Here is a 12902-nt window from a genome sequence, read left to right on the forward strand (position 1 = left end):
ATGGTCGAGCAGGAACCGGTCGAGGGCGCGGCGCCCCGGGACGGGCGGTTGCGGGTGTTCCTCGTCGACGACCACGCGATGTTCCGGGCCGGCGTCCGCGCCGAGCTGGGCGAGCGCGTCGAGGTGGTGGGCGAGGCCAGCACGGTGGCGGAGGCGGTCAGCCGGATCGCGGCGACCCAGCCGGACGTGGTGCTGCTCGACGTGCACATGCCGGACGGCGGCGGCCGGGCGGTGCTGGAGGCGATGCGGCGTACGCACCCGCAGGTGCGGTTCCTGGCGCTGAGCGTGTCCGACGCCGCCGAGGACGTGATCGGGCTGATCCGGGCGGGCGCCCGGGGCTACGTCACGAAGACCATCTCGCCGGAGGAGCTGACCGACGCGATCCGGCGGGTGGCCGACGGTGACGCGGTGTTCAGCCCGCGGCTGGCCGGCTTCGTGCTGGACGCCTTCGCGTCCCGGCCGGACGCGCCGGTGGCCGACCCCGAGCTGGACCAGCTCACCAACCGGGAACGCGAGGTGCTGCGGCTGCTCGCCCGGGGCTACGCGTACAAGGAGATCGCCCGGGAGCTGTACATCTCGATCAAGACGGTCGAGACGCACGTCTCCAACGTGCTGCGCAAGCTCCAGATGTCCAACCGGTACGAGCTGTCCCGCTGGGCCGCCGACCGCCGGCTGGTCTGACCGCGCCGGCCCGGGGCGTCACTCGGTGCGCAGCACCGTGAACGCCTCGGCCAGCCGGCCGGGCGGGAGGCCCGCGTTGTCGGCCATCGTGGTGAGCCGGTCCCGCACCCAGGTCGGCACGTCCAGGTGGGCGGTCTGCGACCGGTGCGCCTCCATCGCGGCGATCTTGCGGTCGACCTGGTCGGTCACGTCGACGACGTGGTCCGGGCCGGGCCCGCCGGCGTACCAGATCTCCCGGACCACCCAGGGTTCCAGCCCCTCGTCGAGCAGCTCCGGGAAGGCGAAGGGGTTGCGCGAGTCGGGGTAGACGGCGCAGGTGGCGGCCTCGCCGACGGCCAGGTGGTCGGGGTGGCTCGGGCCGGCCAGGTGCTCCCAGCGCCGCAGCGGCGAGCTGGTCAGCACCCGGTCGGGCCGGAACCGGCGGATGGCGGCGCTGATCTGCCGTCGTAGCGCCAGGCTGGGTGTCATGACGCCGTCGGTGTGCCCGTCGAGGAAGTCGACCCGGCGCACGCCCACCGCGGCGGCCGCGGCCCGCTGTTCCGCCTCGCGCCGGGCCGGCATCTCCGCACGCGGCGTGTCGTCGAAGCCGCCGGAGTCGCCCCGGGTGGCGATGAGGTATTCCACCTCGATACCCTCATCCACCCAGCCGGCTATGGTGCCCGCACAGCCGAAGTCGACATCATCCGGATGGGCAAAAACTGCGAGGGCCCGGTGGACGTCGGGCAGCACCGGAGCGGACGCGGGGAAGCTCACGACGCCGAGCCTACGCGGGTGGTTCCGCCTCGTGTGGTCGTGTCTTACCTGTTCAGAGCGGTCCGATCCACGTGTTTCATGATCTTTTCTCAAGTATCGGCAACGTGGCGACCAACTAACGGCTTGATAACGGCACCTTCACGCAAAGGGCCGGTGAGTGTCACAGTGGCAGCACCTCACCCCCCGGTGTGAGGCACCCCGTCGGGCCCGCCGACCACGTGACGCCGCCTCCACGCGCCGCGCGTGGCTGTCGACCCTGCGCGGTGTCTTCGCCGAAGGGTGTGGCGCCCGGCGGATCGGTACCCCTGGGGTGTCCCGATTTCCTCTGCGGTAAGCCGGCGACCTGTGGTTCGGGTCGTCGGTGGTGTCACCCCCCAAACGTGCGTGAAACTCACGACGGAACCAGGTTAGAAAGAGGAGGCCCCTCGGAATGAGAGTCTCGAAGCGGGCGAGCGGCGCGCTCGCGGTGGGCGCGGCACTCGCGCTCGTCGCGTCCGGCTGCTCCAGCGGCAACGACGACGGTGGCAACGCCAGCGCCAGCAAGGACGGCGCGATCGTCATCGACGGCACCCAGCCGGAGAACCCCCTGGTTCCGGCGAACACCACCGAGACCGGTGGCGGCAAGATCATCGACTGGGTGTGGAGTGGCCTGGTCGAGTACCCCAACAACGGTGGGGCGCCGCGGAACCTGCTGGCCGAGTCGATCGAAACGAGCGACTCCAAGGTCTTCAAGATCAAGATCAAGCAGAACACCAAGTTCCACGACGGCACCACCGTCAAGGCCGAGAGCTTCGTCAAGGCCTGGAACTGGGCGGCGTACGGCCCGAACGGCGCGCAGAACGCCTCGTTCTTCGCGGACATCCAGGGCTTCAACGACACCTACACCGAGGACCCGGACGGCCCGGACGGCCCGAAGAAGGCCCCGGAGCCGGCGAAGAAGGAACTGTCGGGCCTCAAGGTCATCGACGACTGGAACTTCGAGGTCACGCTCTCCGCGCCGACCGCCGTGTTCCCGACCAAGCTCGGCTACAGCGCCTTCATGCCGCTGCCGGACGCCTTCTTCAAGACCACTCCGGCCGAGTTCGGCAAGAAGCCGATCGGTAACGGCCCGGTCAGCCTCGTCTCCTGGCAGGACGACGTCGAGATCAAGCTCACCCGCTTCGACGACTACAGCCTGCGCGACAAGATGAAGATCAAGGACGTCACCGTCAAGATCTACCAGGACGACACGGCGGCCTACAACGACCTGCTCGCCGGCAACCTGGACTTCCAGCAGCAGGTCCCGGTCTCCTCGCTGGCCGGTGACAAGTGGAAGAGCGACCTGGGCGACCGGGCGATCCAGACGACGATCCCGTCGACCGGCATCATCGCCTTCCCGATCTACGACAAGCGGTTCCAGAACAAGGACCTGCGTCGCGCCATCTCCATGTCGATCAACCGCCAGGAGATCACCGACAAGATCTTCTTCGGTAACCGCAAGCCGGCCGACAGCTGGGCGAACCCGCTGACCCCGGGCGCCGAGCCGGGCAACTGCACCGCCTGCAAGTTCGACCCGACCCAGGCCAAGCAGCTGCTCCAGCAGGCCGGTGGCTTCCAGGGCAAGCTCACCCTGTCGTACAACGCGGACGCCAGCCACAAGGAGTGGATGGAGGCCGTCGCCCAGCAGATCAAGACCAACCTGGGCATCGACGCGGTCGCCGTCGGCGTGCCGACCTTCGCGGTCTTCCGGGCGAACATCAACGCCTACAAGATGACCGGTGCCTACCGGGCCGGTTGGCAGCAGGACTACCCGGACGTGGAGAACTGGATCAACCCGCTCTACGTGACCGGCGGTTCCTCGAACGACGGCAAGTACAGCAACCCGCAGGTGGACGCCCTCGCCAAGGAGGCCTCCGCGGCCCCCAGCCTCGAGGAGGCCCACAAGAAGTTCGCCGAGGCCGTCAAGCTGATCGACCAGGACGTCCCGACGATGCCGATCTACTTCAGCGGCGAGCAGTCCGGTCACTCGGAGAAGATCAAGAAGATTGAGCTGACCAACGTTGGTGAGCTCGACATCACCTCGGTCGAGCTCTGATCCGAACGGTCTGACCCCGGGTCGGGCTCGCCTACCGGTGAGCCCGACCCGGGGCCGTTCCGCGAGGGGGTGTACAACAAACCCCTCGCACGTTGTCGTCACCACCCGTGTCGGCAGTCCGACGCGCCCCCTGTCTGGAGGACCACCCCATGGGCCGTTATCTCTTGAGACGGCTGCTGCAACTCGTACCGGTGTTCATCGGCACGACGTTCCTGATCTATTGGCTCGTCTGGTCGGTGCCGGGCGACCCCTTCGCCGGCAAGTGCGGCGACCGTGGTTGCCCGCCGAACTACCGGGCCATGATGACCGAGAAGTACCATCTCGACGATTCGATCTGGGTGCAGTACGCCAGCTACATGAAGAACCTTTTCCAGGGTGACTTCGGTATCACGTTCGGCGGTCGCGAGATCAGCGACATCATCGCCACGTCGTACCCCAACACCCTGAAGCTGGCGGTGGTGGCGCTCGCCATCGAAGCCATCATCGGCCTCGGTGCGGGCGTTCTGACCGGTCTCCGGCGCAACGGCTTCCTGGACAACCTGGTCCTTGTCTCCACCCTGTTCCTGATCGCGCTGCCGGTCTTCGTCATCGGCTTCGTGCTCCAGTGGCTCCTCGGCGTCAAGTGGGGCATCATCACCCCCACCGTTTCCAACGAGATGCGGTTCAGCGAGCTGCTCGTCCCAGGCTTCGTGCTCGGCAGCGCCTCGATGGCGTACATCGCCCGGGTGGCGCGGACCAGCATCGCCGAGAACCGGCGGGCCGACTACGTCCGTACGGCCATCGCCAAGGGCCTCCCCATGCGCCGGGTCGTCGGCGTGCACCTGCTGCGCAACTCGCTCATCCCGGTCGTCACCCTGCTCGGCACCGACCTCGGCGCCCTGATGGGCGGCGCGATCATCACCGAGGGCATCTTCGGCATCAACGGCATCGGCCGCCAGGTGCTCCGGGCGATCGTCACCAAGGAGAGCGCTACCGTTGTCGGCATCGTGGTGGTGCTGGTGCTCGTCTATCTCGTGATGAACCTGCTGGTGGACCTGCTCTACGCCGCCCTGGACCCGAGGATCCGCTATGAGTGACCCGAGTACCGCGTCGATCGTCTCGACGCCGCCCGCGACCATGCCGACCGAGGCGGGTTCCGGTGCGCCCACCAACGCCGGCCTGCCGGAGAGCGCGCAGAAGCAGCAGAAGCCGCGCGGCCTGCTCGGCGACGCCTGGCGGGACCTGCGCCGCAAGCCGCTGTTCTGGATCTCCGCGACCTTCATCCTGCTCTTCGTGGTGATGGCGGCGTTCCCCTCGCTGTTCACCTCCGGCGACGCGGTGAACGGCGCGCTGGGGCGCAGCCGGGTCGAGCCGTCGGCCGACGCCTGGTTCGGCTACGACGTGCAGGGCCGTGACGTCTACGCCCGGGTCATCTACGGCGCCCGCGCCTCGATCGTGGTGGCGCTCCTGTCGACCATCCTCACCCTGTTGTTCGGTGGCGCGATGGGCATCATCGCCGGCTACCGCGGCGGCTGGGTGGACGCGGTCCTGTCCCGGATCGCGGACATCTTCTTCGGCCTGCCGTTCGTGCTCGGCTCGATCGTCATCCTGACCACGTTCAACGGCTCGGGCACCGACAACGGCGAGTGGACGATCATGGGGCTGGTCATCATGTCCCTGACCGTGCTGAGCTGGCCGGTCGTGATGCGGCTGATGCGCTCCTCGGTGCTCGCCACCAAGGAGGCCGACTACATCGTGGCGGCCCGCGCGCTGGGCGCCGGCACCGGCCGGATCATCCTCAAGCACCTGCTGCCGAACTGCCTGGCGCCACTGCTGGTGTACGGCACGATCATGGTCGGCTCGTTCATCGGCGCGGAGGCCACGCTGTCCTTCCTGGGCATCGGCCTCAAGAGCCCGGTGGTCTCCTGGGGCATCATGATCAGCGAGGCGCAGAACTACATCCGGGTCTCGCCGTTCCTGCTGTTCTTCCCCTCCGCGTTCCTCGTCGTCGCCGTGCTGAGCTTCGTGATGCTCGGCGAGGCGGTCCGCGAGGCCCTCGACCCGAAGCTCCGATAGGGGAACTGAGTTGTCCGACATTCTCGTGTCCGAGCAGTCCGCGCCGGGCGCCGACGGATCCGGCCGCCCCTCGGGCCGCCTGCTCGAGGTCGACGGCCTGCGGGTGGAGTTCCGCACCCGGGACGGTGTCGCCAAGGTCATCAACGGGGTGACGTACCACGTCGACGCGGGAGAGACCCTCGCCGTGCTCGGCGAGTCCGGCTCCGGCAAGAGCGTCACCGCGCAGACCGTCATGGGCATCCTCGACACCCCGCCCGGCTTCGTCACCGGGGGCCAGGTCCGCTTCCACGGCAAGGACATGCTCAAGATGTCCCCCGAGCAGCGGCGCCGGATCCGTGGTGAAGGCATTGCGATGATCTTCCAGGACTCGCTCTCCGCCCTCAACCCGGTTTTCACCGTCGGCTTCCAGATCGCCGAGCAGTTCCGCATCCGGCGCGGCATGAGCCGCTCGGACGCCAAGAAGCGCGCGATCGAGATGCTCGACCAGGTCAAGATCCCGAACGCCAAGGGCCGGTACAGCAACTACCCGCACCAGTTCTCGGGTGGTATGCGGCAGCGCGCCATGATCGCCATGTCGCTGGCGCTCGACCCCGAGGTCCTGATCGCCGACGAGCCCACCACCGCGCTGGACGTGACCGTGCAGGCCCAGATCATGGACCTGCTCGGCGAGCTCCAGCGGGAGCGGCAGATGGGCATGATCCTGATCACCCACGACCTCGGCGTGGTCGCCGACGTCGCGGACCGGATCGCGGTCATGTACGCCGGCCGGATCGTCGAGGAAGCCGACGTGTACGACCTGTACGCCAAGCCGGCGCACCCGTACACCCTCGGCCTGCTCAACTCGATCCCGCGGATGGACGAGAAGGGGCAGGAGCTCCGTACCATCAAGGGCCTCCCGCCGAACCTGATGAACATCCCGCCGGGCTGCGCCTTCAACCCGCGCTGCCCCATGGCGCAGCCGGTGTGCCGGGAGAAGGTGCCGCCGCTGCTGCAGTTGGGCCGCGGGCGGGCCAGCGCCTGCCACTTCGCCGAGGAGCTCGTGAATCGTGACTGAGAACATCATCGAGGTCCGTGACCTGGTCAAGTACTACCCCGTGACCCAGGGTGTGGTGTTCAAGAAGACCATCGGTCAGGTCAAGGCGGTCGACGGCGTCTCCTTCGAACTGAAGGCCGGGGAGACCCTCGGCGTGGTCGGCGAGTCCGGCTGCGGCAAGTCGACGCTGGCCCGGGTGCTGATGAACCTGGAGAAGCCGACCGCCGGCCAGGTGCTCTACAAGGGCCAGGACATCTCCAAGCTCTCCGGCGGCGCGCTGCGGCGCCTGCGCCGGCAGATCCAGCTGGTGATGCAGGACCCGTACACCTCGCTGAACCCGCGCATGACGGTCGGTGACCTGATCGGCGAGCCGTTCGAGATCCACCCCGAGGTGGCGCCGCGGCGGTCCCGCCGGGACAAGGTCAAGGAACTGCTCGACCTGGTCGGCCTCAACCCGGAGCACATCAACCGGTACCCGCACCAGTTCTCCGGCGGCCAGCGGCAGCGCATCGGCATCGCCCGGGCGCTGGCGCTGCGGCCCGAGGTCATCGTCTGCGACGAGCCGGTGTCGGCCCTGGACGTGTCGATCCAGGCGCAGGTGATGAACCTGCTGGAGAAGCTCCAGGCCGAGTTCGGCCTCTCGTACGTCTTCATCGCCCACGACCTGTCGGTCGTGCGTCACCTCTCCGACCGGGTCGCCGTGATGTACCTGGGCAAGATGGTGGAGGTCGGCACCGAGGACGAGATCTACGAGCGGCCGACCCACCCCTACACCCAGGCGCTGCTGTCGGCGGTGCCGGTGCCCGACCCGACCGTGCGGGAGAGCAAGGCGATCATCCGGCTCCAGGGTGACGTCCCCTCGCCGATCAGCCCGCCCTCGGGCTGCCGGTTCCGCACCCGGTGCTGGAAGGCGCAGGACATCTGCGCCCAGGAGGTGCCGCTGCTCCAGATCCGGCGGGGCTCGGACCACCCGAGCGCCTGCCACTTCGCGGAGAAGCGGGAGATCGTCGCCACCCACGAGGCGGCCTGATCCACCCCGGACCGCCTGCCGGCGTCACCCCGACGCCGGCAGGCGGTTCGTCGTATCCGGCGGCTGCCGTGCCGCCGGGGCCCTCACAGTGGTCCGCGGCCGGCGCGCAGCAGCAGGAGCGCGAGCTGGGTGCCGTCCGCGCCGAGCGCCTGGCGGAACCGCTCCAGGATCTCCCGCTCCCGGGAGAGCACGAGGCGGGTGCCGCCGGAGGCCATCCGGGTGGCGCCGACCTCCTGGGACAGCGCGGCCCGCTCCTGCCAGAGCGCGATGATCGTGCGGTCGATCTCGTCGATCCGCTCCCGGATTTCGCTGATCCGCTCGGCCGCCGCCGAGTCGCCGGTGCCGGTCCGGGCCGCCGCGGCCCCGGTCGGGTCACCGCCGGCGGGCCCGTCGTGCCGCGCCAGGCCGCCGCTGGACTCCACCACGTCAGTCATCATCGTCGTACCCCTCGGGGTCTCGGGCCCGGTACCCGGATCCCGGGACGGAAAAGCCCCGGGCTCCAGGAGCCCGGGGCTTTTCGTAGGTCTGTGATCAGGCGCGACCCACGGCTGCCGGACTCCCGGTGCCGTAGTAAAAGTAGAAGCGCTGACCGAACACGCCGTCGAGTATGCCGACCCGCGGGGCGGGCGCGCAAGGAAACCCGCCAACAGGTGGGACGTGACGCCTTCGTCTCGCCCGGGCCGCGTGGGCGGGAAGTGTCCGGCCGTCGGCATAGACTCGCCGTGCGATGCATCCTCTCTTCGACATCCCCGCGTCCCCGCCCGCGCCGGAGCCCCGGCCGACCCCGCCGCACCGGCCCGGGGCCCGGCCGGCGGACCCGCAGGCACTCCTCGCCGGCCTGAACGGCCCCCAGCGGGACGCGGTGACCCACGCCGGTTCCCCGCTGCTCATCGTCGCCGGCGCGGGCTCCGGCAAGACCCGGGTGCTGACCAACCGGATCGCCTACCTGCTCGCCGCGCGGGACGTGCACCCCGGCGAGATCATCGCGATCACCTTCACCAACAAGGCCGCCGGCGAGATGAAGGAGCGGGTGGCCGCTCTCGTCGGCCCGCGTGCCCGGTTGATGTGGGTGTCGACCTTCCACTCGGCCTGCGTCCGGATCCTGCGGGCCGAGCACGAGCACGCCGGCCTGAAGTCCACCTTCTCGATCTACGACGCGGACGACTCCCGCCGGCTCATGCAGATGGTCGCCCGCGAGCTCGACCTGGACCCGAAGCGCTACCCGGCGCGCGGTCTGGCCGCCCAGGTCTCCAACCTGAAGAACGAGCTGGTCGACCCTGAGGAGTTCGCCGGCCGGGCCAATGGCCCCAACGAGCGGGCGCTGGCCGAGGCGTACACGCTCTACCAGCGGCGGCTGCGCGAGGCGCACGCGCTGGACTTCGACGACCTCATCATGACGACGGTGCACCTGCTCCAGTCGCACCCGCACGTGGCGGAGAGCTACCGGCGCCGGTTCCGGCACGTGCTGGTCGACGAGTACCAGGACACCAACCACGCCCAGTACGTGCTGATCAAGGAGCTGGTCTCCGGCACGGAGGGCATCCCGCCGGCCGAGCTCTGCGTGGTCGGTGACGCCGACCAGTCGATCTACGCGTTCCGCGGGGCCACCATCCGCAACATCCTGGAGTTCGAGCGCGACTTCACCGACGCGCGGACGATCCTGCTCGAGCAGAACTACCGCTCCACCCAGACCATCCTCAACGCCGCCAACGCGGTGATCGACCGGAACACCTCCCGCAAGCCCAAGCGGCTGTGGAGCGACGCCGGGGCCGGCGAGCAGATCGTCGGCTACGTGGCCGACACCGAGCATGCCGAGGCGGACTGGGTGGCCCGGGAGATCGACCGGTTGGTCGACGCGGGCGATACCCGCCCGGGCGACGTGGCCGTCTTCTACCGCACCAACGCCATGTCCCGGGTCTTCGAGGAGGTGTTCATCCGGGTCGGCCTGCCCTACAAGGTGGTCGGCGGGGTGCGCTTCTACGAGCGCAAGGAGGTCCGCGACGCGCTGGCCTACCTGCGCGCCGTGGTCAACGACGACGACACGGTCAGCCTGCGCCGGATCCTCAACACCCCGCGCCGGGGCATCGGGGAGCGCGCCGAGGCGTGCGTGGAGGCGCTGGCCGGCCGCGACCGGATCTCCTTCGGCGCGGCGCTGCGCCGGGCCAAGGACGCGCCGGGCATCTCCACCCGGGCGGCCAACGGCATCGCCGAGTTCGTCGCGCTGCTCGACGACGCGCGCGGGCTGGCCGCCACCGGCACTCCGGAGGAGGTGCTGGAGGCCGTGCTGACCCGCTCGGGCTACCTGGCCGAGCTGGAGGAGAGCCTCGACCCGCAGGACGCCGGCCGGGTGGACAACCTCCAGGAACTGGTCAGCGTCGCCCGGGAGTACACCGAGCGGATCGAGGCTCTGGGCGAGGAGGACGAGCGGGCCACCCTGGCCGGCTTCCTGGAGCAGGTGGCGCTGGTCGCCGACGCCGACCAGATCCCCGCCGACGACCCGGACCACCAGGGCGTGGTGACCCTCATGACGCTGCACACCGCCAAGGGGCTGGAGTTCCCGGTGGTGTTCCTCAGCGGCCTGGAGGACGGCGTCTTCCCGCACCTGCGCTCGTTGGGCGACACCCGCGAGCTGGAGGAGGAGCGGCGGCTGGCGTACGTGGGCATCACCCGGGCCCGGCAGCGCCTCTACCTGTCCCGGGCGGTCACCCGCTCGGCGTGGGGCGCGCCGGCCTACAACCCGCCGTCGCGCTTCCTGGAGGAGCTGCCGACCGAGCTGGTCCGCTGGGAGCGCACCGAGGGGTCGTACACCTCGTGGGCCGGTGGGGGCGGCGGCGTGGGCGGCCGGGCGGACCGGGTGCCCGGCGGGCGCGGCGGCTTCACCGGGGGCACGCCCAAGGCGACCCAGCTCGCCAAGCGGCTCGGGGTGGACGCCAGCCGGCTGGCCACCGCGAGCGAGCTGAAGCAGGCGCCCAAGGTCTCGGTGGGCGACCGGGTCAACCACCAGCGCTACGGCCTCGGCCGGGTGCTGGCGGTCGAGGGGCAGGGGCCGGGCGCCCGCGCGCAGATCGACTTCGGCGACCAGACCATGTGGCTGGTTCTCCGGCACGCCCCGATCGACAAGCTCTGAACCGGGTGGGGCCCGGCCCGGCGACGTGCCGGACCGGGCCCCTCCCTCGTGCCGTGGCCGTCAGCAGGCCACGTCGATGCCCCGGGCGCGCAGGAACGGCGCCGGGTCGATCTGGTTCCACATGGCGCCCTTGTGCACCTCGAAGTGCAGGTGCGGGCCGGTGGAGTCGCCGGTGGAGCCCTCGTAGCCGATGACCTGCCCGGCCTTCACCTTGTCGCCGACGCTGACGATCAGCCGGCTCTGGTGGGCGTAGTGGGTCAGGTAGCCGTTGCCGTGGTCGACGAAGACGGAGTTGCCGTAGCCGTCGCCGGCGTCGCCGGCCTTGACCACGGTTCCCGCCGCGGCGGCGTGGATCGGGGTGCCCGCCGGCATGGCGAAGTCGATGCCGGCGTGCAGGGTGCCCCACCGCTGCCCGAAGCAGGAGGTGATCTCGGCGCCCGTCATGGGGATGACCCAGGCCGGCTTCGGCTTGGTGGTCTTCTTCGGCTTCGGCTTGGCCGAGGCGGTCTTCGTCGGCTTCGGGCTGGCCGTGCTCGGGCTCGGCGACGGGCTGGCCGGGGTGGCCGAGGGGGTGACCGGGGCGGTCGACTCGCGCGCGGAGCGGTCGGCGCGGGCGGCGGCCTCAGCACGCGCCTGGGCGTCGAAGTCGACCGCGGCGGGGGTCGGGGCGCCGTGGTCGACGGTGGCGACGGAGACACCCCCGAGGCCGAGGCCGAGCAGGGCCACCGCGCCGACGACGACATATGCGGTACGCCGGACCGGGCGCTGCCGCCGGTGCCGGGCGGGAGCGTTGTCCGGGGTGTTCTCGTTCTGGATGGAGCTGTCTTCCTGCACGGAAACCTTCATCAGTCGAGGGGCACGTGACCTCGAAATACTGGTGTCGGTCGGCAGGCCGCCGGGTACGGGGTTCCGGAGGACCGGTGGGGCCGGTGACGTGACCTGTCCAGGTTTCCGCCGACCTGGCCGGTTTGCTGCCGAAAAGGATCATGATCGCCTGTGGTCCCGGCCACAATCGGCGCTGTGACCCAGCAGACTTTGCCGCAGACGAAACCGCCCGGATCGACTGATCCGGGCGGTCAACGGGCGATACGCAGCGTCAGGACGCGGCTACCTCGCTGTAGATTGCCTCGACTTCGAGCTGGATGTCCACTCCGCGCTCCTTGAGCCACGGCACCGGGTCCCGCGGCTCGCCGTTGACATGGATCTCCAGGTGCAGGTGCGAACCGTAGGAGTGGCCGGTGTTGCCGACCAGGCCGAGCTGGTCGCCGGCCTTCACCTGCTGGCCCTCCTTGACGGTCACCGCCGAGGAGTGGCCGTAGATGGCCTCGCTGCCGTCCGCGTGCCGGACGATCACCGCGTAGCCGTAGCCGCCGAACCAGCCGGCCTTGGTGACCTGGCCGTCGTGGATCGCCCGGTAGGGCGTGCCCTCCGGGGCGACCAGGTCGATGCCGGTGTGCAGCTTGCCCCAGCGCATCCCGTAGGGCGACTGGAAGTCGTAGCCGTGCAGGGGGAGCAGCCAGGTGTCCTGCTCGGTGGCGGTCTTGCCGCCGGCGCGGTCGTCACGGGTGGCGCGGTCCGCGCTGTCGGCCCGGGCCGCGGCGTCCTGGCTGGTGATCGAGGCCTGCTTGAGCTCGTCGAGGACCGACGGGCTGACGCTCTTGGCGTCGGGGAGGGCGTTCGCGCCGAGGGCGACGATGCCGGCGCCCACGAAGGCGGTGGTGACGACCGCGGCGTAGCGGCTCCGCGGGGGGGTGGGTACGCGGCGGCGGCCGCGATATCTATCGGGCTCAGACGACAGGCGCTGGCGCACGCACACCCTCCGTTGTCGGGGATCCGATGCGACTCCGGACCGTTCGGTGAAGCTCGGTCGAACCTCCGGTGTCGCGTCGTCACCCGTCCGTGGACCTGATGACAACCGTGGACACGTTAGCCAACCGCCACTCCTGTCACAAGCCGAAGCGCCGAATTGGCGTTTCGTTCTGTCCGTTTCCATCCGCTCTTGTCATAGCTCGTGCCCCCGGTCGGGTGGCCCCGCAACTGCCCGTTCGTCGCGGACAGTAACCGATCGGCGGAGGTGTCCGGCTTCCCGCGAGCGGGGTGGGACGGTAAGGCGCAGCCCGGGTTTCCGGGCCCGGGTGGGGCGGGTTAC

Annotated in this window: 11 protein-coding genes; 7 read left to right on the forward strand and 4 right to left on the reverse strand. The window is 70.0% G+C overall.

What is annotated here, in order from left to right:
* Positions 1 to 681, forward strand: coding sequence for a response regulator transcription factor (locus NLX85_RS12865; protein WP_091322263.1), 681 nt, complete (start codon positions 1 to 3; stop codon positions 679 to 681).
* Between the two features lie 18 nt (positions 682 to 699).
* On the opposite strand, the gene NLX85_RS12870 is transcribed toward NLX85_RS12865, so the two are convergent.
* The gene (locus NLX85_RS12870) at positions 700 to 1434 is read right to left on the reverse strand and encodes a PIG-L deacetylase family protein (RefSeq protein ID WP_308210718.1); all 735 of its coding nucleotides are present in this window, start codon (positions 1432 to 1434) and stop codon (positions 700 to 702) included.
* A gap of 430 nt (positions 1435 to 1864) precedes the next feature.
* Here NLX85_RS12870 and NLX85_RS12875 point away from each other — a divergent pair, with 430 nt between their 5' ends.
* From NLX85_RS12875 to NLX85_RS12895, 5 genes are all read left to right on the forward strand, one after another.
* On the forward strand, positions 1865 to 3508 hold the full coding sequence (locus tag NLX85_RS12875; protein WP_254334766.1) for an ABC transporter substrate-binding protein: 1644 nt from the start codon (positions 1865 to 1867) through the stop codon (positions 3506 to 3508).
* Between the two features lie 149 nt (positions 3509 to 3657).
* Positions 3658 to 4584 carry an ABC transporter permease gene (locus tag NLX85_RS12880; protein WP_254334767.1) on the forward strand — a complete coding sequence of 309 codons (927 nt, stop codon included), beginning with the start codon at positions 3658 to 3660 and terminating at the stop codon, positions 4582 to 4584.
* A complete protein-coding gene (locus NLX85_RS12885) occupies positions 4577 to 5563 on the forward strand; it encodes an ABC transporter permease (RefSeq protein ID WP_254334768.1) in 987 nt (328 codons plus the stop codon). Before NLX85_RS12880 ends, NLX85_RS12885 begins: the two co-directional genes overlap by 8 nt.
* Before the next feature lie 25 nt (positions 5564 to 5588).
* Positions 5589 to 6617: an ABC transporter ATP-binding protein gene (locus NLX85_RS12890; RefSeq protein ID WP_254335546.1), complete on the forward strand. Its 1029-nt coding sequence runs from the start codon at positions 5589 to 5591 to the stop codon at positions 6615 to 6617.
* A complete protein-coding gene (locus NLX85_RS12895; RefSeq protein ID WP_254334769.1) occupies positions 6610 to 7626 on the forward strand; it encodes an ABC transporter ATP-binding protein in 1017 nt (338 codons plus the stop codon). The genes NLX85_RS12890 and NLX85_RS12895 overlap by 8 nt, the downstream gene beginning before the upstream one ends.
* Before the next feature lie 83 nt (positions 7627 to 7709).
* Here NLX85_RS12895 and NLX85_RS12900 read toward each other — a convergent pair whose 3' ends face one another.
* On the reverse strand, positions 7710 to 8063 hold the full coding sequence (locus NLX85_RS12900) for a chorismate mutase (RefSeq protein WP_254334770.1): 354 nt from the start codon (positions 8061 to 8063) through the stop codon (positions 7710 to 7712).
* 290 nt (positions 8064 to 8353) lie between these two features.
* Between NLX85_RS12900 and pcrA the strand changes: the two genes are divergently transcribed.
* On the forward strand, positions 8354 to 10753 hold the full coding sequence (gene pcrA / locus NLX85_RS12905; RefSeq protein ID WP_254334772.1) for a DNA helicase PcrA: 2400 nt from the start codon (positions 8354 to 8356) through the stop codon (positions 10751 to 10753).
* Between the two features lie 60 nt (positions 10754 to 10813).
* On the opposite strand, the gene NLX85_RS12910 is transcribed toward pcrA, so the two are convergent.
* Both NLX85_RS12910 and NLX85_RS12915 read right to left on the reverse strand, forming a co-directional pair.
* Positions 10814 to 11599 (reverse strand): M23 family metallopeptidase, encoded by a 786-nt coding sequence (locus NLX85_RS12910; protein WP_254334774.1) that lies wholly within the window; start codon positions 11597 to 11599, stop codon positions 10814 to 10816.
* A 250-nt stretch (positions 11600 to 11849) separates the two neighbouring features.
* Positions 11850 to 12563, reverse strand: a complete 714-nt coding sequence (locus NLX85_RS12915; protein ID WP_254334776.1) for a peptidoglycan DD-metalloendopeptidase family protein — start codon at positions 12561 to 12563, stop codon at positions 11850 to 11852.
* Positions 12564 to 12902 lie beyond the last annotated feature (339 nt).

Origin of the sequence: Micromonospora sp. A3M-1-15 (assembly GCF_024213425.1) — a bacterium.
Taxonomy (GTDB): domain Bacteria; phylum Actinomycetota; class Actinomycetes; order Mycobacteriales; family Micromonosporaceae; genus Micromonospora; species Micromonospora chersina.

Excerpts from the sequence above, each read along its gene's own strand:
- NLX85_RS12880 (WP_254334767.1), top strand. The coding sequence starts at position 3,658 with ATGGGCCGTTATCTCTTGAGACGGCTGCTGCAACTCGTACCGGTGTTC.
- NLX85_RS12885 (WP_254334768.1), top strand. The coding sequence starts at position 4,577 with ATGAGTGACCCGAGTACCGCGTCGATCGTCTCGACGCCGCCCGCGACC.
- pcrA (WP_254334772.1), top strand. The coding sequence starts at position 8,354 with ATGCATCCTCTCTTCGACATCCCCGCGTCCCCGCCCGCGCCGGAGCCC.
- NLX85_RS12875 (WP_254334766.1), top strand. The coding sequence starts at position 1,865 with ATGAGAGTCTCGAAGCGGGCGAGCGGCGCGCTCGCGGTGGGCGCGGCA.
- NLX85_RS12910 (WP_254334774.1), bottom strand. The coding sequence starts at position 11,599 with ATGAAGGTTTCCGTGCAGGAAGACAGCTCCATCCAGAACGAGAACACC.
- NLX85_RS12900 (WP_254334770.1), bottom strand. The coding sequence starts at position 8,063 with ATGATGACTGACGTGGTGGAGTCCAGCGGCGGCCTGGCGCGGCACGAC.
- NLX85_RS12865 (WP_091322263.1), top strand. The coding sequence starts at position 1 with ATGGTCGAGCAGGAACCGGTCGAGGGCGCGGCGCCCCGGGACGGGCGG.